Annotated in this window: 21 protein-coding genes and 2 pseudogenes; all 23 read right to left on the minus strand. The window is 36.5% G+C overall.

Translation table 11 applies throughout. From position 1 onward, the window contains the following. Window positions 1-4: 4 nt before the first annotated feature. On the minus strand, window positions 5-2677 hold the full coding sequence (gene mutS / locus ACQKNR_RS01470) for a DNA mismatch repair protein MutS (protein WP_427314870.1): 2673 nt from the start codon (window positions 2675-2677) through the stop codon (window positions 5-7). A gap of 179 nt (window positions 2678-2856) precedes the next feature. Beyond that, entirely contained in the window at window positions 2857-3399 is a 543-nt protein-coding gene (gene cotE, locus ACQKNR_RS01475) for an outer spore coat protein CotE (protein WP_140970731.1), read from the minus strand. A 125-nt stretch (window positions 3400-3524) separates the two neighbouring features. Next, window positions 3525-3956 carry a RicAFT regulatory complex protein RicA family protein gene (locus ACQKNR_RS01480; protein ID WP_427314872.1) on the minus strand — a complete coding sequence of 144 codons (432 nt, stop codon included), beginning with the start codon at window positions 3954-3956 and terminating at the stop codon, window positions 3525-3527. A gap of 3 nt (window positions 3957-3959) precedes the next feature. After that, window positions 3960-5489 carry a tRNA (N6-isopentenyl adenosine(37)-C2)-methylthiotransferase MiaB gene (gene miaB, locus ACQKNR_RS01485; RefSeq protein WP_427314874.1) on the minus strand — a complete coding sequence of 510 codons (1530 nt, stop codon included), beginning with the start codon at window positions 5487-5489 and terminating at the stop codon, window positions 3960-3962. Window positions 5490-6066: 577 nt separating this feature from the next. Further along, window positions 6067-6933, minus strand: a complete 867-nt coding sequence (locus ACQKNR_RS01490) for a 2-oxoacid:ferredoxin oxidoreductase subunit beta (protein ID WP_427314876.1) — start codon at window positions 6931-6933, stop codon at window positions 6067-6069. After that, on the minus strand, window positions 6920-8677 hold the full coding sequence (locus ACQKNR_RS01495) for a 2-oxoacid:acceptor oxidoreductase subunit alpha (protein WP_427314878.1): 1758 nt from the start codon (window positions 8675-8677) through the stop codon (window positions 6920-6922). The genes ACQKNR_RS01490 and ACQKNR_RS01495 overlap by 14 nt, the downstream gene beginning before the upstream one ends. Before the next feature lie 225 nt (window positions 8678-8902). After that, on the minus strand, window positions 8903-9862 hold the full coding sequence (locus ACQKNR_RS01500; RefSeq protein WP_427314880.1) for a dipeptidase: 960 nt from the start codon (window positions 9860-9862) through the stop codon (window positions 8903-8905). A gap of 22 nt (window positions 9863-9884) precedes the next feature. Next, entirely contained in the window at window positions 9885-10145 is a 261-nt protein-coding gene (gene spoVS, locus ACQKNR_RS01505) for a stage V sporulation protein SpoVS (RefSeq protein WP_000404341.1), read from the minus strand. 149 nt (window positions 10146-10294) lie between these two features. Next, on the minus strand, window positions 10295-11089 hold the full coding sequence (locus tag ACQKNR_RS01510; protein ID WP_003199419.1) for a TIGR00282 family metallophosphoesterase: 795 nt from the start codon (window positions 11087-11089) through the stop codon (window positions 10295-10297). A gap of 164 nt (window positions 11090-11253) precedes the next feature. Continuing rightward, window positions 11254-12816 (minus strand): ribonuclease Y, encoded by a 1563-nt coding sequence (gene rny / locus ACQKNR_RS01515; protein ID WP_427314882.1) that lies wholly within the window; start codon window positions 12814-12816, stop codon window positions 11254-11256. Between the two features lie 482 nt (window positions 12817-13298). Beyond that, window positions 13299-13721, minus strand: a pseudogene (locus ACQKNR_RS01520) (recombinase RecA); the annotation flags it as partial. A gap of 327 nt (window positions 13722-14048) precedes the next feature. Further along, window positions 14049-14657 (minus strand): annotated as a pseudogene (gene recA / locus ACQKNR_RS01525) (recombinase RecA); the annotation flags it as partial. Window positions 14658-14800: 143 nt separating this feature from the next. Beyond that, a complete protein-coding gene (locus tag ACQKNR_RS01530) occupies window positions 14801-16039 on the minus strand; it encodes a competence/damage-inducible protein A (RefSeq protein WP_427314884.1) in 1239 nt (412 codons plus the stop codon). A gap of 20 nt (window positions 16040-16059) precedes the next feature. Next, window positions 16060-16638, minus strand: a complete 579-nt coding sequence (gene pgsA, locus ACQKNR_RS01535; RefSeq protein WP_427314886.1) for a CDP-diacylglycerol--glycerol-3-phosphate 3-phosphatidyltransferase — start codon at window positions 16636-16638, stop codon at window positions 16060-16062. A 63-nt stretch (window positions 16639-16701) separates the two neighbouring features. Next, on the minus strand, window positions 16702-17628 hold the full coding sequence (locus ACQKNR_RS01540) for a helix-turn-helix domain-containing protein (RefSeq protein ID WP_427314888.1): 927 nt from the start codon (window positions 17626-17628) through the stop codon (window positions 16702-16704). Between the two features lie 21 nt (window positions 17629-17649). Beyond that, window positions 17650-18435, minus strand: a complete 786-nt coding sequence (locus ACQKNR_RS01545) for a DUF3388 domain-containing protein (protein ID WP_000574107.1) — start codon at window positions 18433-18435, stop codon at window positions 17650-17652. A 138-nt stretch (window positions 18436-18573) separates the two neighbouring features. Then, window positions 18574-18822, minus strand: coding sequence for a DUF3243 domain-containing protein (locus ACQKNR_RS01550; protein ID WP_427314889.1), 249 nt, complete (start codon window positions 18820-18822; stop codon window positions 18574-18576). A 76-nt stretch (window positions 18823-18898) separates the two neighbouring features. Then, window positions 18899-19612 carry an elongation factor P 5-aminopentanone reductase gene (gene ymfI, locus ACQKNR_RS01555; protein ID WP_427314891.1) on the minus strand — a complete coding sequence of 238 codons (714 nt, stop codon included), beginning with the start codon at window positions 19610-19612 and terminating at the stop codon, window positions 18899-18901. A gap of 100 nt (window positions 19613-19712) precedes the next feature. Beyond that, complete coding sequence (gene yfmH / locus ACQKNR_RS01560) at window positions 19713-20999, minus strand: EF-P 5-aminopentanol modification-associated protein YfmH (protein WP_427314892.1); 1287 nt, start codon at window positions 20997-20999, stop codon at window positions 19713-19715. Next, window positions 21000-22274, minus strand: coding sequence for an EF-P 5-aminopentanol modification-associated protein YfmF (yfmF, locus tag ACQKNR_RS01565; RefSeq protein WP_427314894.1), 1275 nt, complete (start codon window positions 22272-22274; stop codon window positions 21000-21002). It lies immediately after the preceding gene. Between the two features lie 209 nt (window positions 22275-22483). After that, window positions 22484-23443: an ABC transporter permease gene (locus ACQKNR_RS01570; protein ID WP_427314896.1), complete on the minus strand. Its 960-nt coding sequence runs from the start codon at window positions 23441-23443 to the stop codon at window positions 22484-22486. Continuing rightward, entirely contained in the window at window positions 23444-24502 is a 1059-nt protein-coding gene (locus ACQKNR_RS01575; RefSeq protein WP_193409973.1) for an ABC transporter permease, read from the minus strand. Further along, entirely contained in the window at window positions 24495-26027 is a 1533-nt protein-coding gene (locus ACQKNR_RS01580; protein ID WP_427314898.1) for an ABC transporter ATP-binding protein, read from the minus strand. Before ACQKNR_RS01580 ends, ACQKNR_RS01575 begins: the two co-directional genes overlap by 8 nt. Window positions 26028-26055: the final 28 nt, after the last annotated feature.

Below are 26055 nucleotides of genomic sequence, written 5' to 3' on the forward strand. Positions count from 1 at the left end.
TTACTCATCCTTTCTTTAACTTTTTCTGCAAGCGATAGAGTTCGTTCATCGCTTCTAAAGGTGTCATATCAAGTAAATCAATTTTTTTAATTTGCGCTAGTACTGCCGTTTCTTTTGCATCTAAAACTGACTTGTCTTGTTTTTTCGAAGACTGTTCTGCACCAAAGAAAGATAGTTGTGATTCTTCTTCAGTCTCTACTTTCGCTTCTTTTATTTCTGCTTGTTCTTCTTTTACAACTACAGGTTCTGGAATAACTTCTTGTACTTGCACTTCTGCACGCTTTGGAATAATAATTTCTTCTTGTCCTTCTAGTTGTGCTAACACTTCTTTCGCACGAGCGATTAAGCTATCTGGAAGCTCCGCAAGTTGTGCAACGTGAATTCCGTAACTTTTATCAGCTGCTCCATCTTGAATTTTATGAAGGAACACTACTTTCCCATTCTCTTCAATAGCTGAAACGTGTACATTTTTCAATTGGTCTAAGCTTTCTTCTAACACTGTTAATTCATGATAATGTGTAGAGAATAACGTTTTCGCACCAATTTGGTCATGAATATGTTCAATGATTGCTTGTGCAAGCGCCATACCATCATACGTAGATGTACCGCGTCCAATTTCATCGAATAAAATTAAACTTCTTTCTGATGCATTTGCAATTGCATTTTTCGCTTCTAACATTTCTACCATAAATGTACTTTGACCTGAAATTAAATCATCCGCTGCACCAATTCTCGTAAAGATTTGGTCAAATACAGGTAATACTGCTTCTGTTGCTGGTACGAAACAACCGATTTGCGACATGACCGTTACAAGTGCTAATTGTCTCATATACGTACTTTTACCAGACATGTTCGGTCCTGTAATTAAAAAGACATCCATATTCTCTGGCATAATACAATCATTTGGTACATACAATTTCCCGTTCAATACTTTTTCAACGACAGGATGGCGACCATCTTTAATAAAGATTTCGCGCTTCGTTGTTAAAACAGGTTTTACAAACTGTTCTTCTTCACTTACTGTCGCAAAGCTTTGCAGTACGTCTAGTTCACTAATGACTTTCGCTAAATGTTGTAATTTCGGAATGAATACTTTTACTTCTTCACGAAGTGTTGTAAATAAATCGTATTCTAGTTGTACAATTTTCTCTTCCGCTTCTAGAATTAACGTTTCTTTTTCTTTCAGTTCGTCTGTAATGAAACGTTCAGCATTAGCAAGCGTCTGTTTACGCTCATAGCGCCCTTCTGGAAGTGCTGCAAGATTTGCTTTCGTTACTTCAATGTAATAACCGAAAATACGATTGTAACCAATCTTTAACGATTTAATTCCTGTAATATCACGCTCTCGTTTTTCAAGCTCAGCAATCCACGTTTTTCCGTTTTTGCTCACATAGCGATATTGATCGAGCTTGTCATTATAACCATCTTTAATAATATCTCCATCTTTAATCGAAAGCGGCGGGTTTTCTTGAATACTTCTTCCTAATAACTCTGTTAAGCTTTCACATGGATCTGCTCCTTGAATTAATTGTGCCGCATAAGCATTATCTAACAAACTAATCGCTTCTAAAATAGCTGGTACTTGAAGTAATGAACGTCTTAACTGTAATAAGTCTCGCGCATTTACACTACCATACGCAACTTTTCCTGCTAGACGCTCTAAATCATATACTTCTTTTAACTTTTCTTTTAAATCTTCACGTAAGAAGTAATCATTTACAAATGTTTCAACCATTTCTAAACGCTCTTCAATTCTTTCTTTCTGTATAAGTGGGCGTTCCATCCACTGTTTTAACATACGGCCACCCATAGCTGTTTTCGTTTTATCTAATAGCCATAATAATGAACCTGTCTTTTCTTTTGTGCGAAGAGTCTCAGTTAACTCTAAATTTCGTTTTGAGTGCACATCAATTTTCATAAATTGATTTGTGTAGTAAATTTCTACTGGTTGTAAATGATCTAACGAACGTTTTTGCGTTCTTAACACATAGTTAAATAAGCGACCAATCGCTTTAATTAATTTTGCTTGCGAAACATTTTTCACAAGGTGTTCTAATCCTTCTGGAATCGTTGTTACATCTTCATATGAAATCGTCATTTTTAACGTTTCAGTTAACTTGTTTAGTTCATCTTTAGAAAATGTAGAATCTACAACAATTTCTTTTGAGCCAGTTGCATACACTTCTAATAAAATATCTTCTACTGAACCTGTTAATAACGTTACTGTATTTTGTCCAGTCGTTAAATCATTACAAGCTAAAGCATAAGATCCATCTTCAAAATGCGTTAACGCTGCTAGAAAGTTATTCTCTTTCTCATCTATTGTACGCCCTTCCATCATCGTTCCTGGCGTAATTAATTGCACGACTTCACGGCGTACTACACCTTTAGCCGTTTTAGGGTCTTCTACTTGCTCACAAACGGCTACTTTATATCCTTTTTCAACAAGTTGTTCAATATAGTTTTTCGCCGCATGATACGGTACACCACACATCGGTATACGTTCACTACTACCACCATCTCGACTCGTTAATGTAATTTCAAGTTCATGAGCTGCCTTAACCGCATCTTCAAAGAACATTTCATAAAAATCGCCTAAGCGAAAAAATAAAAAGGCATCTTGATAGTCTGCCTTGACCTTTAAGTATTGCTGTATCATAGGGGTATATTGCACCATTTTTTCCTCCATAATTCTTACATAATAATCTATTTTCATATATGTCACACTTCACGGACACCCATATCTCCTATTTCAGGAGTCTTTCCTCATTATAGCACATTTCATAATGAATCATATTTATTCCGCACCACTTATGTAAAGTAAAAAGCTAGGAAGAACTTCTCCCTAGCTTTCTATTACTCTTCTTCTGCGTCAACGATAAAGTTTGGATCTAACTCTTCAAACTCATCATCATCGACTTGGAAATCATCATCTGATTCTACACAACCTTCAGGATTTACACTTACACAAATTTTCGTTTCTCCAACTACTTCTGTTACAAATTCACGTTCTACAGTCACAACAATTTTATTACCGTTTGGCGATACAAGAGCTTCTAAACAATTTGGCGGCTGAATGACACGAGCTATAATTTCTAAATCGTCACCAGAAAAGTTTTTATCACGGTAACCAATGCTGACTTCATCAGTATAGTTAACACGTTCTGTTACAACTTCAGTCTTTGTATTGCCATCAAATGAATACCAAGTGTTGACATCATAGAAACCTTCAATTTCTACATGCTTTCCATTCTTTCTCGCTTCGTACGAGTGGTTAATTACCCAGCACCCTAAAATACTTGTTGGCTCATTATTCGATTCACATGTATGCGTTGACTTTGTATACTTACGTCCTTTTCCAACCACTGCTTTTGTAATAATCTCTCTAAATTCGGACATTCGTAACCCTCCTCAATCACTATTCACTTAATCATATGCGTGACAATAGCGGAATGTGTCATTCTTTTTTTGAGAAGAACTTACGTTTAATATAGTAAAAAAAGAGATGTCGATATGACATCTCTTTAACAACCACAATTTCCTTTTTTACTTTCTACCGCTGCGCCAGTTTCACCCTTCAATACGTCGCCACCAGTTGAAATTAATATTTCATCCGTTACATTGTTAGAAATCGTACTAGCAACTAACTGTAGTAAGTCATTTACGTATGTTTGTGAAGATTTAAATTCTTGTACTACTGGAATATTGTCTAACTTATCTTGTAATGCATCAATTTCAGCTTCAACTTTTTTCAAAGCTTCCCATTTCCCGTAATGTTGCAAGTTTACTGCTTGTTTTTGCAATGTTTTAATTTCATCAATAGCACGTTTTACATTTTCATTTTTATGAATTTGTGCCTCTGCTCGTTTAAAGAAGTCGACCTCTTCTGTTTCAGAAATCATTTTTGCTAATTCTTTCGCTTGCTCAACAATTTCGTCTTTCGTATATACTTTCATCTATTATTTCACCTCAATCGGCTCTTCAACTAATTCCCCGTTAAGAGACCAAGTTTTTGCTTCCGTTACTTTTACTTTCACAAGCTGACCAATTAAAGATTTTGGCGCAACGAAGTTTACAAGTTTATTCGTACGAGTATAACCTGCAAGTACTTCCGGGTTATTTTTACTTTCCCCATCAACTAACACTTCTACAATTTGACCTTTATAACGATTATTCTTTTCAATTGCCAACTCATTTACTAGTGTATTTAAGCGTTGAAGACGTTCTTTTTTCACTTCCATCGGTACATTATCTTTCATTTTTGCAGCTGGTGTACCTTCACGCGGGGAATAAATAAATGTAAATGCAGTATCAAATTCTACTTCACGATATAACGACATCGTTTCTTCAAATTGCTCATCTGTTTCATTTGGGAAGCCAACGATAATATCCGTTGTTAATACTGCATTCGGAATCGTTTCTTTAATTTTTCGTACAAGCTCTAAATAATGCTCACGTGAATATTTACGCGCCATAATTTTTAGCATATCTGTGCTACCAGATTGAACTGGTAAGTGAATATGTTCTACTAAGTTTCCACCTTTTCCAAGTACTTCAATTAAATGATCATCAAAATCACGTGGATGACTCGTTGTAAAACGAATACGGGCAATATCAACTTTACGGAGCTCGTCCATTAAATCGCCAAGACCGTATTCTAAATCTTCAAAGTCTTTACCATATGCATTTACGTTCTGCCCAAGTAGCGTAATTTCTTTATAACCATTCGCAGCTAAATGACGAATCTCTTGAATAATATCTTCTGGACGTCTGCTTCGCTCTTTTCCGCGTGTATACGGTACAATACAATATGTACAGAACTTATCACAGCCATACATAATATTTACCCACGCTTTAATATCACCACGACGTACTTTCGGAAGGTTTTCAATTACGTCTCCTTCTTTTGACCAAACTTCAACTACTGTCTCCTTCGAGAACATTGCATCTTTTAAAATGTACGGTAATCTATGAATGTTATGCGTACCAAATACCATATCTACATGCTGATTTTTTTGCATGATTTTATTTACAACAGATTCCTCTTGAGACATACAACCACATACACCAATTAAAAGGTCCGGATTTCTACGTTTTAATGATTTTAAATGACCAAGTTCACCGAACACTTTATTTTCAGCGTTTTCACGAATTGCACAAGTATTTAATAAAATTACATCTGCATCTTCTGTTGAAAATGTAGGCTCATACCCAAGCGCTGTAAAAATCCCAGCCATTACTTCTGTATCATGCTCATTCATTTGACAACCATATGTACGAATGTAAAACTTTCTTCCTGATCCAAAATTGCGGAACTCTTCAGGTAAGCCAAAATCCCGTTCAATTTTAACTTCTTCTTTCCCGCGCTTTTTCGCATCTTTCAAAGAAGGTGGCTGATATACACTTTCAAAGTATTTACTATAATCTTTCTCTTCTTTTTTCGTAGAGGAATTTGCTTGTTGACTTGCTAATCGTTGTTGCTCGTTCATCGGTAATCTCCTTTCACCCTTAACTATACACACTCTATAGTCCATTTAAATGTGCTTAGACCCATCTCAAAAATGTTTAGATAGCTTGAGAGATAACTTGTCCTTTGAAACTTGAGTAATCAATCTAATCATCTATAAGAATGAAGCCTTCCCCACACAAATAGACATTCCCTTTTATCCCGCTATTTGCGGGCAGTAAGACTCCCACCTCAAAATTCGGCGAATGCGAGGAAGGTAGGCGGGAGATAACTGCCCCTAAATGCCCGATTGGTTCAACTAATAATCAGCGGGGGATGGACACCCCCCCCACTGATTAAAGTTTCACTTTATTATTTCTTTTTGTCCTATTGAAAAGCATATTGCTTTATCCCTATACACATTACCATAGTATGAAGCGTTTAGCCAATTTTTACAAGAAAGAGGCCCTATCTTATCTTACATTTCATAAGCAATGAACTTGCCATTTTCATACAACGATTTGTATATTATTTTACCATTCTGAATTTTCTAAGTAAATAAAACTATCCTGTATTTTTCATTCAATAAAAAAGGCTGCCAAATGGCAACCTTTTAACCGTTACATAAATTCAGCAACAAGCTCATCGAACATTTTCTGATCCATGTTTAAATCAGATTGCACTAAAGGTTTTTCACTATAGCCTTTTACAAGTTCTTGATACGATGGTTGCTCAGTATTTTGATAAATTAAACCTGTTACTAAGCCGTTATTTTCCATTAATGTTTGCATAGCCATCATGCGATTAGATGGATCATATCCCTCTACTGTACTTAGTTTCGTTAAGTTCTCTTTGAACCAATCATACGTATTTACTTTATTATAAGTAACACATGGACTAAATACGTTAATTAATGAAAATCCTTTATGGTTAATACCAGCTTCAATAATTTGTGTTAATTCTTTTAAATCACTTGAAAAGCTTTGCGCCACAAATGTCGCTCCAGCTGTTAAAGCCATTTCCATAACATTTAGTGATGGTTCAATTGAACCTTGTGGTGTACTTTTCGTTTTAAATCCAGCTTCACTACGTGGTGAAGTTTGACCTTTTGTTAATCCGTAAATTTGGTTATCCATTACGATATACGTAATGTCAATGTTACGACGAATAGAATGGATTGTATGTCCCATACCAATCGCAAATCCATCGCCGTCACCACCTGATGCGATAACTGTTAAATCACGATTTGCCATTTTCACACCTTGTGCAATTGGAAGGGCACGACCATGAATACTATGCACACCATATGAATTAATATAACCTGAAATACGACCTGAACAGCCAATACCAGAAATAACAGCGAGTTCATCTGGATTTAAGCCAACATTAGCTGCCGCACGTTGAATTGCAGCTTGCACCGAGAAGTCTCCGCAACCTGGGCACCAGTTTGGTTTTACACTGTTACGAAAGTCCTTAAATGTTGCCATTTAATACAACCCCTTTTTTGCATTCGTTGTAAATCTCTTTCGGCAAGAATGGGTTTCCGTCATATTTTAAAAGACTAGAAATTTTCTCACCATTACCAAGATTCATTTTCATAATGTTAGCAAGCTGACCAGTTGCGTTGTTTTCTACAACCACAACACGCTTCGCTTTTTTCACAAGTGGATCGATTTCAGCTTTCGGGAATGGGTGAATTAAACGCACATGAGCATGGTTTATTTTCATACCCTCTTGTTCTAAACGCGCCATTGCCTCTTCGATCGCACCACGAGTTGAGTTAAATCCAACAAGCAATACGTCTGCTTCTTCATGCTTAACATTTTTATAAACAGGGGTATTAAACTTCAAGTTCTCCATTTTACGGAAACGTTTGTCCATTTGATCTTTACGGTTTATTGCTGATTCAGATGGTTTACCAGTTTCATCATGCTCTACACCTGTAACATGGTGAACACCATTTTTCATACCAGGTAAAACACGTGGCGAAACACCATCTTCTGTTACTTCATAACGCTTGAAGTATGCTTTATTTTCACGCTCTGGTAATTCTACTTCTAAATCAAGCTTACCACGACGAATTTCCACTTTATCTAATTTAAGTGGTTCTACAGTTTGTTTTCCTAAAGAAAGCTGTAAATCTGTTAAGAAAATAACAGGTACTTGATATTCTTCAGATAAGTTAAATGCTTCTACAATGTCATAGAACGCTTCTTCAACTGTACTTGGTGCCATTACGATTTTCGGAATTTCACCATGCGTACCGTAAATCATCGCCATTAAATCAGACTGCTCTTGTTTCGTTGGTAATCCCGTACTTGGACCACCACGTTGTGTATCAACAATCACTAATGGTGTTTCTGTAATACCTGCTAAACCGATCGCTTCCATCATTAATGAAAGACCCGGACCAGCAGATGCTGTTAATGTACGAACACCAGCATAGTTTGCACCGATTGCCATTGTACAAGCTGCGATTTCATCCTCAGTTTGGATTACTGTTCCGCCGACTTTCGGTAATTTTTTAATTAAGTATTCCATAATTTCAGATGCAGGTGTGATTGGATATGCAGACATGAAACGAGCGCCACCAGCTACCGCACCAAATGCGATTGCATCGTTTCCAATCATAAACATGCGCTTTTTACCATCAGCTTTTTCAAGCTGCATCATGTTTACTTTCTCACCTAGCAATTCTTTCATATATTGAGAGCCGCGTTTAATTGCTTCCATATTCTTTTGAACGACTTGCTCTCCTTTACGACCGAAGATCTCTTCAACTACCTCTAAATAAGCTGTTTCATCTAATCCTAATACCGCACTTGATGCCCCAACAGCCACCATATTTTTCATTAATGATGTGCCTAATTCCGAGGCAATATCTGTAAACGGTATTACATATAGATTTACATCTGCATTGTCAGGTATAGTTGGATTAAATTTCGCATCCGCAACTACAATTCCTCCTGGACGTAGTTCGTGAAAGTTAAAATCAATTGTTTCTTGATCAAAAGCAATTAAAATATCTAAGTCATCTGAGATCGCGCGTACTTCTGTTGTACTTACGCGAATTTTATTATTTGTATGGCCGCCTTTTATACGTGATGAGAAGTGGCGGTAACCGTATAGGTAATATCCTAATCGGTTTAATGCTATACAGAAGATTTCCCCTGTACTTTCAATTCCTTCACCTTGTTGGCCTCCAACTTTCCATGAAAGTTGACTAATCATCTCCTACACCCCTTTTGGCTGCATTCATTGTAGTGTATTTTTTTACAGTATTAGTTTAGCATTTTTTATGCAAATAAACTACAACGGACGCAAATTATGCCTCTTCTGATTTCCCTGAATCTTTAGTATAATGCTATTTCGTTTTTCATTCTAGTATTAGGTCTTAAAAAATGCAATAAAATCAGATGAATTCACTTTAATTTTTCTGAATTTTTAAAACAAAATTCAGAAACTTATATGTTCGACAAAATTATCATATAAAAATCGTTCTACAGTAGATGCAGCATAGTGTTTATAAAGCTCATTAACTACATTTTCATAATCCCTATACGCTGATACATTTACAACCGTTTCTAAAATTCCATCAAAATCTGAACCAAATCCTATATTGTTTTCTCCACCTAACGAACAAATATATTCAATATGTTTTACTATATCTGTTATATTCGCTTGTCTTTCACTCGTTAGAAACTGAGGTACGAAAGTGACACCGATCATGCTATTTCGCTTTATAAGAGCTTTAATTTGTTCCTCATTTAAATTGCGCGGATGCTCGCACAGTTTATAACAATTTGAGTGAGATGCAATAGGGTTATTAGCAATTTCTATAACATCCCAAAAACTACTCTCATTTAAGTGTGATAGGTCGGTCCATAAATGCAATGTATTAAGCTCTTGTACAATTTGTCTACCAAAAGTAGTTAGACCTGCTCCACGTGTCTCTAGCGCCCCATCAGCTAACAAATTAGCATAATTCCATGTTAATCCAAAAGAACGTACACCTAACCGATAAAACAAACGTAATTTCATCGCTTCTTTTCCGATTGCTTCGCATCCTTCTAATGTTAATAGCGCTCCAACCTCGTCCTGTTTTAACCTATTTATATCCTCTTTCGTTCGGATAAACTTCACACCTGGTAGCGATAAAATTTCATTATAAAAAATATCTATCATTTGTAATGCATATTCAAAACGTTTTTCATATGCTACTGTTTCTGGCACATATACAGCAAAACATTGTATACTTCCTTTTCTTTTCTTTAATTGTTCCAATGTAATATGTAATTTTGAATCGTTTTTAAAATTCTTTTTTCCCTGTGCGCTCCATAACTGAAAGAGTACATCACAATGAGCATCAAAAATTTTCATTTTCATTCCTCCATTATAAAAACAACCTGTTTGCATACTGCAAACAGGTTGTTTAAACTTAACGAGGTTCTACAATTAATTTTATTGCTGTACGCTCTTCGCCATCAATCATAATATCTGTAAACGCTGGGATACAAATCAGGTCCAAACCACTAGGCGCTACAAATCCTCTTGCAATTGCTACTGCCTTTACCGCTTGGTTCAATGCACCTGCACCAATAGCTTGAATTTCTGCTGTTCCGCGTTCGCGAATAACACCTGCAAGTGCACCAGCTACAGAATTAGGGACCGACGTTGCTTTAACTTTTAATATTTCCATTCCGCGTTTCCTCCTCGTTTCTTTAAAAAGTATTAGCAATTATTTCACTTTAACTTATATTCACGAGGAATGGCGCGTATTCCTGCTAAATTTCTGTAATTTTTCTAAAAAATTAAAATATAATAACTTATCTAAATTTTTATAGAGATTTACTCAAAAAATGGTTGATCGTCATTAATTAAAATGCGCTCAATTTTCTTTGCTTTTCCTGTATTCGGATCCACATCAATTAGCACTGCACTTAATTGTGTTCTTCCATTTGTTACTTCAAATCGTACTGGTAAGTTTGTTAAAAACTTCTTCAATACTGCTTCTCGATCCATACCTAATATTCCATCATACGGTCCTGTCATACCAACATCTGTAATATATGCCGTTCCGCTTGGTAAAATACGATTATCTGCTGTAGGAACATGCGTATGTGTACCTACTACCGCTGTAGCACGACCATCTACATACCAGCCTAGCGCTTGTTTTTCACTTGTCGTTTCAGCATGAAAATCAATAAAGATAATATTCGTACGTTTTTTCGCAATGTTAATTAATTCATCCACTTTACGAAATGGACAATCAATCGGAGGAAGGAAAGTACGTCCTTGTAAGTTAATAACTGCAACTTCTGTTCCATTACAGTTCACAAAGATAAGTCCTTTTCCTGGCGTTCCTTCTGGGAAGTTAGCTGGTCTTGCAAGATATTTTGCATCATCGATAAATTCGAATACTTCCCGATTATCCCAAGCATGGTTTCCAAGCGTAACCGCTTGTGCCCCGCACTCTAAAAAGTTTCGATATATTTTTTCTGTAATACCACGTCCACCTGCTGCGTTTTCTCCATTAATGATTGTTACTGTAGGTGTATATTTTTTCTTTAATGCCGGTACGTATTGTTGAATCATACCTCTACCAGGAGATCCTACTACATCCCCAACAAATAATATTCTCATATGTCTTACCCTTTCTATGTACTGCATTTTTTATTACTATAGCTTCAAGCGATTTCCTTACAATATGTTTATTATAAGTTTGTTTCACTTATATGCTAGGTATAACTAATTTTCTTTATTTTATCCAATTCCAACACAAAAAAATAAAGTGGTGTTTCACCACTTTATTTTGCGTATTCCACTGCACGTGTTTCACGAATAACAGTTACTTTAATATGTCCTGGGTAATCCAGTTCATTTTCAATACGTTTTCGAATATCACGAGCTAAACGATGAGCTTCTAAGTCATCAATTGTATCTGGTTTTACCAGAATACGAACTTCACGTCCTGCTTGAATTGCGAATGATTTTTCAACGCCTTCATAAGACTCTGAAATCTCTTCTAACTTTTCAAGACGACGAATGTAGTTTTCAAGCGTTTCACTACGAGCTCCCGGTCTTGCAGCTGATAATGCATCTGCTGCTGCAACTAAAACTGCAATGATAGAAGTTGGTTCTGTGTCACCATGGTGAGATGCAATACTGTTTATAACTACAGGATGCTCTTTATATTTCGTCGCGAGTTCAACACCAATTTCAACGTGGCTACCTTCTACTTCATGATCAATCGCTTTTCCGATATCATGTAATAGACCTGCACGTCTTGCTAGTTTTTCATCCTCACCAAGCTCCGCTGCCATAAGTCCAGTTAAATATGCAACTTCCATAGAGTGTTTTAAGACGTTTTGTCCGTAACTTGTACGGTATTTTAAACGACCTAAAATCTTAATTAAATCTGGATGTAATCCGTGAACACCCACTTCAAACGTTGTTTGCTCTCCGACTTCGCGAATATACTCGTCCACTTCACGTCTTGATTTTTCGACCATCTCTTCAATACGCGCTGGGTGAATACGTCCGTCCTGTACTAGTTTATCAAGAGCGATACGAGCTGTTTCACGACGAATTGGGTCGAATCCAGAAAGGATTACCGCTTCTGGTGTATCATCGATAATCAGATCAATACCTGTTAACGTTTCTAGCGTACGAATATTACGACCTTCACGTCCGATAATACGTCCCTTCATTTCGTCATTTGGAAGATTTACAACCGAAACGGTTGTTTCAGCAACATGATCAGCTGCACATCTTTGCATTGCAAGAGATAAAATCTCTTTTGCTTTCTTATCCGCTTCTTCTTTCGCGCGAACTTCACTTTCTTTTACCATAACAGCGATTTCATGAGAAACTTCACTTTCTACTTTACCAAGAATAATTGCTTTCGCTTGTTCGCGTGTCAGATTGGAAATGCGCTCTAATTCTGTTTGTTGCTTTTGAACTAACTCTCCCACTTTGCTTTCCAACTCTTCAATCTGTTGTTGTCTCGCTACAAGAGAATCCTCTTTCTTTTCTAACTGCTGCTCGCGTTTATCGAGCGTTTCGTCTTTACGATCAAGGTTCTCTTCTTTTTGCATCAAACGATTTTCTTGTTTTTGTAATTCGCTTCTACGGTCACGAATTTCTAATTCAGCTTCTGTACGAAGTGTATGAATTTCATCCTTTGCTTCTAAAAGCGCTTCTTTCTTAATTGCCTCAGCCTCACGATTCGCTTCGTCTAGAATACGTTTCGCTTCATTAGCTGCACCATTAATCTTCGCTTCAGCAATAGACTTTCGAACAAAAAAGCCAACAACTGCACCGACTGTTGCAAGCAAAATGGAGATGAGTATCCAAACTGTACTCGTCATGATTTCACCTCCCCTTGCTATGAATGAAAAAAGACTGTCGGCATGTACATTGAATTGCAACGTACAGCAAAGACCGTCGTCCCGCTTTTTTAAGGGACTTTCTTCATTTCACAATTAAAATGTCATATTATTATTTCGGCAAGATTTAAACCTTACTCCGAATATTACTTCTCTTCTTGAGAAGAGTGTATCGTATATAAGAAAAAATATACATTCTCATTGTATCTATCGCAATTTTCATTGTCAAGCGTTGTCTACTTTTACTTTCTTTACCTTCAGCCCTGAATGTTATCAGAATTTGAAAATAGATAGCATATTATCCTGGAAAACCTTAGTAAATATCATTCCATTTACTTAAAACATATGAATATTCCTCTTTATACATCCTACTTGAGGCAAAAGAAATATTTTATCCATTGAAGTATACACCACTTTAATAGAGGGTAAAAAAATAAAAGACACGAAATCGTGTCTTTTATTTTTTAATCAAGAAGAGTTGAATCTTCCGCTCCTTCAACACCAGAATCTTCACTAATTCCGTGATGCTCACGAATAAAGAAGGCAATTTCTTCTCTTAAATCTGTATTTTCTTTTAAGAACTGCTTCGAATTTTCACGACCTTGTCCTAAGCGTTCTTCATTATAAGAGTACCAAGCACCACTCTTTTGAACGATATCTAGTTCAGAAGCCATATCTAAGATTTCACCTTCTCTTGAGATACCCTCTCCGTACATAATATCAACTTCAGCAACACGGAATGGTGGTGCTACTTTATTTTTAACTACTTTTACTTTTGTTTTATTACCAACGATGTCGTTACCTTGCTTTAACTGCTCCGCACGACGCACTTCAAGACGAACCGTTGAATAGAATTTCAACGCACGACCACCTGGAGTTGTTTCTGGCACTATCTATAGATTTTCCATCTCTATAGTCCGGACTATCTCTTCATCTCTTTACAGAGAGCCTTGCACTTCCAGCAGTAGCCTATCTTCTGCCGTACCCTACTCAGTTAACAAAAAGTCCTTTTCGGTAGTCTCTACACCTTCCCCATATAACTATGGAGCTTGGCACGGTATTACCCTAAACAATGGCGGGCTTCACCGTTAGCAACTATATGAATAGTTACACCCTTAGGCAATAAGGTTCACAAGGTTTTTTAACAGGCTATCACTAGCAAGGGAAACCCATAGTAAACTCCTTAATCTTTACGATTAAGCAACTTGTAGTTGATTTCCGAACATAACCCCAACCTTTTCACGAATTTGGTTAATAAAGATTGCGATTGTTTTTGATTTATTGATTGCACCTGAAAGCTTACGAAGTGCCTGTGACATTAAACGTGCTTGTAAACCTACGTGTGAGTCACCCATGTCTCCTTCGATCTCTGCTTTCGGTACAAGAGCTGCTACAGAGTCAATTACGATAATGTCCACTGCGCCACTTCGTACAAGTGCTTCTGCGATTTCAAGTCCTTGCTCCCCTGTATCAGGTTGTGATAATAGTAATTCATCGATGTTAACACCTAATTTTTGTGCATATACAGGGTCCATTGCATGCTCTGCATCGATAAATGCAGCTTGTCCACCTTGACGCTGTACTTCTGCAATTGCATGTAATGAAACTGTTGTTTTACCTGAACTCTCAGGTCCGTAAATTTCAATAATACGGCCACGTGGATATCCACCTACCCCTAATGCCACATCAAGTGCTAAAGAACCACTCGAAACTGTAGAAACTCTACGCTCCGCTTGTTCTCCTAATTTCATAATTGAACCTTTACCGAATTGCTTCTCTATTTGTTTTAACGCCATATCTAATGCCGCTTGACGATCACTCATTCAAAATTCCTCCTTAACTGAATTGCTAATCTTATTATACCTATTTTCAATTCAATTTGCCAACAAAAATCGAACATTTATTCGATTTTTTATTTTCCAGCAAATAAAACTGAATTTAACCATAATAAAAAGCTAGAAGAAACTTATATCTCTTCTAGCTTTTTATATAAATGATAAAATCCATATTTCGCTGAGCGTTCCCTAATTTGTTGACGACTCCCACTTAAATTAAGAGGAAAGACTACAGTCGGTTCATCCTTCATCGCCAACCCAACAAATACTGTTCCCGGCTGTTTATGTTCTGAAGCGTCTGGTCCTGCAACCCCAGTGAAACTAATTCCGATATCTGCTTTTAATAATTCCTTAACATTTTCAGCAAGATAACGGGCACATTCTTTACTAACTGCACCATCAGTACGTAACACTTCTTCAGGCACACGTAAAATTTGTTGCTTCACATCATTATGATAACAAATGACACCGCCTTTAAATACTGAAGAAACACCAGCATTTTCTGTTACTTGATTTCCGAAAAGACCACCTGTTAAACTTTCTGCACATGCTAAAGTCAACTCTTTTCTCTTCAATAACTCTATTGCCTTGTAATGAAGGAAGGCTTGGTCATATCCATAGAAAAACTCTCCTACTCTTTCTAAAATCAAATCTTCCACATGCTGAATTAATTTCTCTGCCTCATCTGTATTATGATGTTTAGCAGTTAAACGTAATGTTACCTCTCCATCATTTGCGAGTGGCGCGATTGTTGGGTTCCTTTGTCCATCAATTAAATCCTGAATCTTCACCTCTAATTGCGATTCCCCAATACCGAAGAAGCGAAGAACACGAGAATATATATTTTCCCCTGTTGTAAAGTTACGTAAAAAAGGCTCTACGTAACTTACATACATCGGTTTCATTTCTTTCGGTGGTCCTGGTAATAAAATATAAACTTTTCCGTTCTTATTTAATCCCATGCCAGGCGCCATACCATGATCATTCGCAAACACAGTTGATCCACTTAAAACAAGCGCTTGCTTTTTATTGTTCTCTGTAAATTCACGGCCTGTACGTTTAAAATATTCACTTATTGAAGTTAATGCCTTTTCATTATATACAAGCTCTTCACCTAAGCTAGACCCTATTGTTTCTTTCGTTAAATCATCTTTTGTTGGTCCTAATCCACCTGTAAAAATGAGCATATCAGCGCGTTCTTCAGCAACTTCAATTGCCTTCTGTAATCGCTTGTTATTATCACCAACAACAGTATGGTGGTACACGTTAATTCCGATTAAAGCTAACTTTTCAGATAAAAACTGGGCATTTGTATTTGCAATTTGTCCAAGTAATAATTCAGTTCCAACCGCAATAATCTCAGCATTCATCCTAATTCCCCCATAAACTTCTATTTTGAGTTTACAAAAGCAGATTTATTTTTCCAGAAATAATCCCATCCTGAAATCACGGTAAAGATTAATGCAATCCAAATGAAGATATCCGCAACTGGAATATGAAGTAAATTTAATGGTACATCATGTAGTAAATACGCTGCAATCGCAATAATCTGTGTCCATGTCTTAATTTTCCCTAGCTGATTTGCTGCAACTACTTCCCCTGTTCCAGCAAGCACAAGGCGTAAACCTGTCACCGCAAACTCACGGCTTATAATTATAATAACAATCCAAGCAGGTACGTATTGCATCTCTACTAATGTGATAAGTGCTGCCGAAACAAGTAATTTATCCGCTAACGGGTCAAGGAATTTCCCTAAATTTGTTACAAGATTATACTTTCTTGCGTAATGTCCATCGATCCAATCTGTAGCTGAAGCAACGATAAAGATAAGTGCCCCTACTAAATGTTGAATTGGCAAATCAACATCGCCAATTGTAAATGAGCCCCAGTTAAAAGGCGCTAACATAATTACCATAAAAATTGGAATTAAGCAGATTCTAGATATTGTAATTTTGTTTGGTAAATTCACAACTATTCCTCCATCATATCAAAAACATTTGTTCATTGAAAAAAGTCATCGAAGCGATGACTGTTATTGTGCAGGTTGCCCTATCCCTTGGTTTTTTATCACCAATCTTTGGTGATATTCTTTTTCAGGATCTAACGGGAAAGGAACCACTTGGCCATTCAGTTTAATTTCAACATTAGGTGCACTTCCAATATTAAGACGCACTTCTTTTGCTGTTGATAAATCACGTTTTTCTGTTTGACCACTTTGCACTGTAGCGTTTAGAACTTCGTTACCCGCATCATCTTTAACATCTACATAGCTTGTACCCTTCGCTGAAATTTCCAGTTCTAATGTTTTATTATTATGAATTTCCAAAGTAGATACTTTACCACTCGTTCCAACTACCTTCACTTCTTGTTGTCCAGTTGGTTGCTCTGGTTTTTCCTCTTTCTTTGGCTCTTCTTTCTTTGGCTCTTCTTTCTTTGGTTCATCTTTTTTCGGTTCTTCCGCTTTCGCTTCATCTTTATTCGTATCTAGCGGAGAATTTTTTGCTTTTTGAACTTCAATTTTCTCACTTTGAGCATTCGGGACTTGTCCATCATCTTTTCCAGATAATGCTTGAATAACAAACCAAACTACAACTCCAAATGCAATTACTAACAACGCAATTAAGATTTTCGGCATATGATCTGCAATTGGCAATGATGAAGATTTTTGCATTGTTTCTTGTGTTTTTTGTCCTGTTGATACTTGTGGGACTTCACGATTTTCAGATTGTGGTATCGTACTCTGATATTCTACAAGCAGTTCCTCTCCATTTAATCCAACCGCATCTGCGTATTGTTTAATGAATGCACGCGCATAAAAAGCTCCTGGCAATACATCATAATTGCCTTCTTCAATCGCTACTAAATGGCGTTTTTGAATTTTTGTAATCTCATGCAGCTGATCAATAGACAAGCCTTTCGTTCCTCTTGCTTCTTTCAGCTTTTGTCCTAATTCTGTCACTACTAACACCTCAATATTTCTTTAAAAGTCAAACATAGAGAAATTATTTTGCGTACCTTGCTCAATTTCATCTACTAAATTATATTGAATTTCTTCATCATAATCGTTACGCAACTCGATAATATAATCAAAATCATCCAATGTATATTCTGACTGACTTACAAATACATCAGGATGTTCCACAACTTTCGTTGCAGGCAATCTCATAATTTCACGAACGAGCTGCCAATGCCTTTCGTTGGCACGCTTTGTTGACACAATTCCATCTAGGATGAAAATATTGTCGTCGCTATACTCATCTTCAATCAATTGACTACGAACAGTTTGCTTAATAAGAGTAGATGATACAAATAACCATCTTTTATTTGCACAAACACTTGCGGCAACAATGGATTCTGTTTTTCCGACACGAGGCATTCCTCGTATCCCAATTAGCTTATGGCCTTCTTTTTTCATTATCTCCGCCATAAAGTCTACAAGTAATCCTAATTCATCACGCACAAAACGAAATGTTTTCTTGTCATCTGCATCTCGTTGTATGTACCTACCATGTCTAACTGCTAGCTTATCCCTTAGCTTTGGCGGACGATATTTCGTTACCGTTATGTTATCCATCGTATTTAAAATTGATTCAAGCCTAGAAATTTGCTCTTGATTATCACACATAAGCAATAGCCCACGTCGTGCATTATCTACACCATTAATTGTGACAATATTAATGCCGAGCATACCGATTAACGAAGAAACGTCACCAAGTAAGCCAGGTCGGTTTTTATGTATTTCATATTCAAAATACCATTCAATCATCCAAGATCACTCCCCTTGCTTACTTTACACCTACGTACTATATTATATGATTTCGCCTTAATAGGGAAGCTAAATGTATAATCTATCCCGTGTAATTATTATACAAAAAAAATAGAGAGGAGAATCTCCTCTCTATTTTTACTTATGTTGTACAAACTTCACCATTAAATTTGCGATTGTATGTTGCTCTTGTTCATCAGCAACTTGCCAAAGCCCAGCCAATAATTTTTCTTGATCGTTTCGCGCTTCTACTTCATTTGCTAAATAATCGCCAACACGAAATGCCATATCTGACACCGCACCACCATCAAGCCCTTTTCCTTGAGCTTGTTCTAAACGCTCTCCTAAAAAGCTCTTCCACTGATCAAAGTTTTCTAACACTGACATATTTAAGCACCTCACTATTGAGTAATAGAATCATGCTTAATTTGTACATTTTTTTATTTTTTATGTAAGAATTTTTTTAGCAATGCCAACCGCCATTCACTCCGATAATTTGTCCAGTTATGTAAGATGCACCTGGTGATACGAGAAATGAAACTGTTTTTGCTACCTCTTCCGGTAAACCTATTCTACCTAGTGGTATGTCTTCAGCAATTCCAATTTTATCTTCTTCAGAAAAGACACTTAACATTTCGGTTTCAATTGCACCTGGTGCTACTGCATTCACACGTAATCCACTTAAAGAAACCTCCTTCGCTAAAGCTTTCACGTAAGAATTTTGAGCTCCCTTTACCATTGAATATAGTACTTCACAAGAAGCACCTATTTGCCCCCATATAGACGAAACAATTACAATATTACCACTTCTCCTCCCAATCATAGATGGAAGTGCCATTGAAAGCAGTTTATATACACTCTTCACTTGAAGTTCCACCATATAATCCAATTCATCGTTTGTTACGTCTGTTACTAATCCAAAGATACTCTTTCCAGCTGCGTATACGATAACATCAATGGGGTGTTCAATTTGTTCCCACAATTGCCCTGCTCCATCACTAGAAGCTAAATTCGCTTGAATAGGAATCACTTCACCCCATTCCTTCTGTAACTCATTTACCTTCTCTTCCCTTTTATTGTAATGAACATATACTGTATATCCATCCTGAATTAATTGTTTTGAAATAGCAGAGCCAATCCCTCCGCTCCCTCCAGTTACTAATGCATACTTTTTCATAAATTCCCTCTCTTATCTCTACAAGCTCATTTTTCATACAACTAAATAATACCCTCATCTTACAATTTATCAATGATAAGATGAGGGTATCTATATAATTTTATTTTTTCGGTAAAACCTGACAAACACTCATTTTTTCTTCTGATAATAATAATTCCGCTACTTCTTGTAAGTCTTGAACGGTCAGTCCTTCCAATACAGTCAATGCATCAAACAAGCTAGATTCATTAAATGCATACCGTGTAAACTGATTTGCAATATATTCCGGTGAATTTAGCGAGCGTAAAAAGCCACCAATTTTCTTTTTCTTCACTCGTTCTAATGCCGCCTCATCTAATTGATCATAATTTGTTTTTAATAAAATATCTTTCAAACGCTCTGCCAATTCATCAGGTCGCTTTGTATCACCGCCAACCATTGCAAAACCGAAGTTATTCTCTTCCGTATAGTCATACGAGAACGAATCATCAATAAGACCCTCATTATATAAAGATTCATAATGAACGGAACTTTTTCCAAATAGATAATCTAAAAGTAAGGTAAGTGCAATTTCTTGTTTTAAAAGAGCTTGCCCTCTTTCTTTTAAATTTGTTGCTTTAATACCAACTAAACATTTCGGTGTTTGCACAGGCATTGAAATAATTTTTTTCTTTTCATTTACCTCATCTGGTTCCTCTTCAAATGAACGTACAATTTCTGATTGGTTTTTATAATCTTTTTTCGCTTGATTTTCACGTACTAAATCCATTGTTTTCTCTGGATCAATTGCACCAACAACAAATAATAACATATTGCTCGGATGATAAAATGTTTCATAGCACTCATATAGTAAGTCTTTTGTAATTTTACTAATAGATTCAATCGTCCCCGCAATATCAATCTTAATTGGATGTTTAACGAATAAACTATCAATTAATCCAAAGTATAAACGCCAATCCGGATTATCTTGATACATTTGAATTTCTTGCCCGATAATCCCCTTCTCTTTTTCAACTGTTTTTTCAGAGAAGTAAGGCTCTTGTACGAAGTTTAACAATGTATTCAAATTTCGCTCTACATTTGATGTGCATGAAAAAAGGTATGCTGTTCGTGTGAAGGATGTAAAAGCATTTGCCGAAGCACCCTGTTTACTAAATAATTGAAAAGCATCATGATCTTCTTTTTCAAACAATTTATGCTCAAGAAAATGAGCAATTCCATCAGGTACACGAATCATTTCCTCTTTTCCTAAGGGTACAAATGTATTATCCACAGAACCATATTTCGTCGTAAACGTTGCAAATGTTTTATTAAACCCTTGCTTCGGCAAAATATATACATCTAATCCATTAGGAAGCTTTTCATAATAGAGCGTTTCTTTTAATTGCTCATAAACAATCTTTTCCATTTATTCTCCCTCCGTTCCATGTAAAAAGTAAATTGTATCTAGTTCAATATTTTTAGCAACTTTCACAATTTCTTCTTTCGTCACACTTTCTATACCTGTAAGCCATTCTTCAACTGGACGTGTACGATCTGAAATAACCCCATGATACAGCATTTCTACAAATCCACGCGGTGTATCAATCGCCTCTAATATTTGATTTTGAATGACACTTTTTGTTTGGTGCATTTCTTCTTCAGAAAAATCTCCGTTTTGCATTGCAAGCATTTGTTCTTTAATAATCTCAACTGCTTTTTCATAATTTTTCGCTTCAATCCCTGACATAACGAACAATAAGCCTTTATGACTTTCAAAACGCGATGCTGCATAATACGCTAAACTATTTTTTTCACGGACATTTACGAATAACTTCGAATGAGAGAAGCCTCCAAATAGTCCATTGAACAATTGCAACGCGAAATAATCTTCATCTTTATACGTGACAAACGTACGATAACCAATGTGTAGTTTACTTTGTTTTAATTCTTGTTTTTCAACAACTTCTTTTTCTTCATTATTTCGCTTATGAAGTAGTACATTTCTTTCTTTCGCAGGACGCGCTGAAATAGAAAAATACTTACTTACAAGTTCCACTGCGTTTTCTGAAATATCACCAATAATATAAAGATCCATTTCATCTTCCGCTAACACTTTTTGATAATATTGATACAAACTTTCATTTGTAATAGAAGTAACACTCTCTTTTTTTCCATTCGCACTTAATCGATACGGTTCTACTTCACACATTTCTTCAATTAAACGCTCGTTTGCATAACGCATTTTATCATCATAAGTAGCTTCAATTCGCTGTAAGAGCGCTCTTTTTTCACTTTCTACGATAGAAGGTAGAAAACCATTCCCTTCCGTTGCCGGGTGTAAAACAATATCCGATAACATAGAAAGCGCTTTTTCAAATAACTGTGGTGCATCGTGTAAATATATTTCATTTGCAATGTCTACATAAATGGAGATAATATGGTCTTCACCTTTTTTACTTACATCTACCGCTAAAGAAGACCCGTATAATTCTTCTAGATATTGACGAAGACGAATTACAGAAGGCAATTTTTCTGTCGCGCTTTGCAATACGTATGGCAATAAGGCACGCTCTGTCACCGTGTCCTCATTTAAAGGTGCTTTAAAACGAAATACAAAGGTATTTGTTTTATATTTATCAGTTGGAATAATATGTACTCGCAAACCACCTAGCTCATGTAATTGTTGTTCCATTAGTTTCATTTATAGCCCTCCTTTACGTATATAGGAATATTCCTCTTCAATATACAGTTTTTAGAAATAAAAAATCAACTTTTCTTCCTTATTATGCTTACATATGACTCTTTCTAAAAACTTTAATATGTAAGGAACATAGTAAAATTCCGTATTAAATATATTCTATGTAAAAAAGCCCGCACTAATGTGCGAGCTTTTTTATACTTATAAAATACTCATCGTTTTCCTTTTTCATACGGAGTTCCTAATGCTTTCGGAGCTTCAGAACGACCTACAAAACCAACAAGTGCTAATATTGTGAATACATACGGTAATATCGTTAAGAATACACTTGGAATTTCTTTTAGTACAGGAATTGTACCACCTGTTATCCCAAGTGATTGAGCAAATCCGAAGAATAAAGCCGCTCCAAGGGCACCGAGTGGATTCCATTTACCAAAGATCATAGCTGCTAGCGCTAAAAAACCTTGTCCCGTAATTGTAGCACCTGAGAAGTTACCAGAAATCGACATAGCGAAGACCGCACCACCAACCCCTGCAAACATTCCAGATATACAAACTGCAATATAACGCATTTTATATACATTAATCCCCATCGTATCTGCCGCCATTGGATGTTCACCAACAGCACGAAGACGAAGACCAAATGGCGTTTTATAAATAACATACCAAACAACAAACGCTAAAATAATGGCAATATATGATGTTAACGGTACATTGGAGAAAAAGATTTTTCCGATTACCGGAATATCCGAAAGGCCCGGAACATCGATTTTTTCAATACGGTATTGAATAAAATCAGTTTGTCCTTTACCAAAGATTTTCTTAATCGCAAATACTGTTAAACCGAGAGCCAAAAAGTTAATCGCTACCCCACTTACTACTTGATCCGCGCGGAATGTAATGGATGCTACTGCGTGAAGAAGTGCAAATAACCCACTACCAATAGCTGCAAATAATAGTGCAATCCAAGGAGTCATCGATCCCCACGTATCCCCCATTAATAACGTTGTAACGATACCGATAAATGCACCAAATAACATTAAACCTTCTAATGCTATATTTACAACCCCAGAACGTTCACTGAACACTCCACCTAACGCCGTAAAAATAAGTGGCGCTGCCGTATATAACGTACCAGTCACAAGAATGGCTAAAATATCTAAAAAGCTCATTTATTTCCCCTCCTTGCTCATGCGTGTAAGTGCCCAGCGTAAAACATAACTGCAGGCGACAAAGAAGATAATACATGCAATAATGACATTAATTAACTCCGATGGCACGTCAGCTTCAAAGTTCATTTGTGGCGCTGCACTTTTCAAACCACCGAACAGTAACGCAGATAGTAGTATACCAAACGGATTATTCCCTCCAAGAAGAGCTACCGCAATCCCATCAAATCCAATACCAGTAAACGATGTCATTGCCGTCATACTTTGGAATGTTCCTAGACCTTCCATAGCCCCACCAATCCCAGCAAAAGCGCCAGCAATTGTCATTGATAATACAACATTACGTGAAACTTTCATTCCTGCATAATGAGATGCATTTTGGTTAAAACCAACCGACTTCAATTCATACCCTAATGTTGTTCTATCTAATAAAAACCACATTACAATAGCAATTATAATAGCTACAACAATTCCCCAGTGCAAACGAGACCCATCTGTCAATGAAGATAGCCAATCAGAGGCTAACGAAGCGCTCGCTTGTACATCATAAGACTTCTCGTTACCTTCATGTATAAAGCGTTTAATAAGGTCATACGTAACATAAAGCGCAATGTAGTTCATCATAATTGTGACAATTACTTCATTTACTTTAAACTTTCCTTTTAGATACCCAGGTATAAATCCCCATAAACCACCAACAATTGCCGCTACTAGAATAGATAACGGTATATGCAAAAATGCCGGTAATGATACTGCGTATCCAAACCATACAGCAGCAAGCCAACCAACTAATAATTGTCCTTCTACTCCGATGTTAAAAAGGCCAGTACGGAATGCAAATGCCACAGAAAGTCCTGCTAACACAAGTGGAATCATTGTACGTAATGTTTCACCAATCGCTTGCGGATTCCCAACCATTCCTTCCCAAAGCGCTGCATACCCAACAATTGGATCATATCCACTAACTAACATTACAATGGCACCAACAAGTAAACCAAAAATAACGGATAATACAGGAACTAAAATATTAATTGTTCGCTCCGTTAAAAATTTTTTAGCCATTTGTATTCACCTTCTCTTTCTCCGTCCCGCCAGCCATCAACAAACCAAGCTGTTGTTCATTTGTTTCTTTTGCATCAACAATCGCTACAATTTTCCCTTCATAAATAACAGCAACTCGATCGCTAACATTTAAAATTTCATCCAGCTCTAAAGATAGGAGCAATACTGCCTTACCATTATCTCTCTGCTCAATTAATTTTTTATGAATAAATTCAATCGCACCTACATCTAAACCTCGTGTTGGTTGTGCTGCAATTAATAGATCTGGATTACGATCTACTTCACGTGCGATAATTGCCTTTTGCTGATTTCCACCAGATAACGCACGAGCTAACGTTTGTTCACCAGGTGTACGTACATCAAATTGTTCAATAAGCGCCTTTGCTTTTTCTGTAATTTTGCTAAAATTTAAAATCCCTTTCTTTGAAAACGGGTTTTTATAGTACGTTTGCAAAACTATATTATCTCTAACAGAAAAATCAAGAACGAGTCCGTGTTTATGACGATCTTCTGGAATATGACCAATTCCTTCTTCTGTTATTCTGCGAACAGGCCAATTCGTTATTTCTTTTCCTTTTATTGCAATAGAACCTGACTCAACTTTTCGTAAACCAGTGATTGCTTCTATTAATTCGCTTTGTCCATTCCCATCGATCCCTGCAATACCAACAATTTCCCCCGCACGAACAGTTAAGTCAAGGCCTTTTACAGCAGGTAATTGGCGTGCATCATGAACAACAAGATTTGCAATAGAAAGTACTTCTTCTTTTGGCGTAGCGTCTATTTTTTCTGTTTTAAAATTCACTTGACGTCCGACCATTAATTCTGCAAGTTTATGTTCATCCGTATTTGCAACGTCAACAGTTCCAATCCCTTTTCCTTTACGAATAATCGTACAACGATCGCAAACTTCCATAATTTCTTTCAATTTATGCGTAATAAGAATGATAGATTTTCCTTCTTGCACAAGCTTTTTCATAATTTGAATCAGCTCATGAATTTCTTGGGGAGTTAACACCGCAGTCGGCTCATCAAATATTAAAATCTCTGCACCGCGATACAGTGTTTTTAATATTTCAACCCTTTGCTGCATCCCAACCGAAATATCTTCAATCTTCGCATTTGGATCAACAGCTAAACCATACTGTTCAGATAATTGTTTAATTTCTTTCGCAGCCTCTTCAACAGCGATTTTCCCTTTTTTCCTCGGCTCATTTCCAAGAATGATATTCTCTGTAACTGTAAAATTATGAACAAGCATAAAATGCTGATGGACCATCCCAATGCCAAGGTCATTGGCTATATTCGGATTTGTAATTTTTACAGGTTTTCCTTTAATTTTGATCTCACCCTGTTCTGGTTGATACAAACCGAATAGTACATTCATCAGCGTTGATTTCCCTGCACCATTTTCTCCAAGTAAAGCATGTATTTCTCCCTGTTTTACTTGCAGCGTAATATCATCATTCGCTACAATGCCTGGGAATACTTTCGTAATATTGTTCATCTCAATTACGTATTCCATTTTGTTCCTCCTTCTAGCAGGGAACACT

This window comes from Bacillus sp. NPDC094077, from assembly GCF_050279465.1.
Taxonomy (GTDB): domain Bacteria; phylum Bacillota; class Bacilli; order Bacillales; family Bacillaceae_G; genus Bacillus_A.

Excerpts from the sequence above, each read along its gene's own strand:
- ACQKNR_RS01575 (WP_193409973.1), bottom strand. The coding sequence starts at position 24,502 with ATGGCTAAAAAATTTTTAACGGAGCGAACAATTAATATTTTAGTTCCT.
- mutS (WP_427314870.1), bottom strand. The coding sequence starts at position 2,677 with ATGGTGCAATATACCCCTATGATACAGCAATACTTAAAGGTCAAGGCA.
- ACQKNR_RS01500 (WP_427314880.1), bottom strand. The coding sequence starts at position 9,862 with ATGCAAACAGGTTGTTTTTATAATGGAGGAATGAAAATGAAAATTTTT.
- spoVS (WP_000404341.1), bottom strand. The coding sequence starts at position 10,145 with ATGGAAATATTAAAAGTTAAAGCAACGTCGGTCCCTAATTCTGTAGCT.
- ACQKNR_RS01510 (WP_003199419.1), bottom strand. The coding sequence starts at position 11,089 with ATGAGAATATTATTTGTTGGGGATGTAGTAGGATCTCCTGGTAGAGGT.
- yfmH (WP_427314892.1), bottom strand. The coding sequence starts at position 20,999 with ATGGAAAAGATTGTTTATGAGCAATTAAAAGAAACGCTCTATTATGAA.
- miaB (WP_427314874.1), bottom strand. The coding sequence starts at position 5,489 with ATGAACGAGCAACAACGATTAGCAAGTCAACAAGCAAATTCCTCTACG.
- rny (WP_427314882.1), bottom strand. The coding sequence starts at position 12,816 with ATGACGAGTACAGTTTGGATACTCATCTCCATTTTGCTTGCAACAGTC.
- ACQKNR_RS01490 (WP_427314876.1), bottom strand. The coding sequence starts at position 6,933 with ATGGCAACATTTAAGGACTTTCGTAACAGTGTAAAACCAAACTGGTGC.
- ACQKNR_RS01570 (WP_427314896.1), bottom strand. The coding sequence starts at position 23,443 with ATGAGCTTTTTAGATATTTTAGCCATTCTTGTGACTGGTACGTTATAT.
- ACQKNR_RS01530 (WP_427314884.1), bottom strand. The coding sequence starts at position 16,039 with ATGAATGCTGAGATTATTGCGGTTGGAACTGAATTATTACTTGGACAA.
- yfmF (WP_427314894.1), bottom strand. The coding sequence starts at position 22,274 with ATGAAACTAATGGAACAACAATTACATGAGCTAGGTGGTTTGCGAGTA.
- ACQKNR_RS01580 (WP_427314898.1), bottom strand. The coding sequence starts at position 26,027 with ATGGAATACGTAATTGAGATGAACAATATTACGAAAGTATTCCCAGGC.
- ACQKNR_RS01550 (WP_427314889.1), bottom strand. The coding sequence starts at position 18,822 with ATGTCAGTGTTAGAAAACTTTGATCAGTGGAAGAGCTTTTTAGGAGAG.
- ACQKNR_RS01480 (WP_427314872.1), bottom strand. The coding sequence starts at position 3,956 with ATGAAAGTATATACGAAAGACGAAATTGTTGAGCAAGCGAAAGAATTA.
- ACQKNR_RS01545 (WP_000574107.1), bottom strand. The coding sequence starts at position 18,435 with ATGATTGAATGGTATTTTGAATATGAAATACATAAAAACCGACCTGGC.
- ymfI (WP_427314891.1), bottom strand. The coding sequence starts at position 19,612 with ATGAAAAAGTATGCATTAGTAACTGGAGGGAGCGGAGGGATTGGCTCT.
- ACQKNR_RS01495 (WP_427314878.1), bottom strand. The coding sequence starts at position 8,677 with ATGATTAGTCAACTTTCATGGAAAGTTGGAGGCCAACAAGGTGAAGGA.
- cotE (WP_140970731.1), bottom strand. The coding sequence starts at position 3,399 with ATGTCCGAATTTAGAGAGATTATTACAAAAGCAGTGGTTGGAAAAGGA.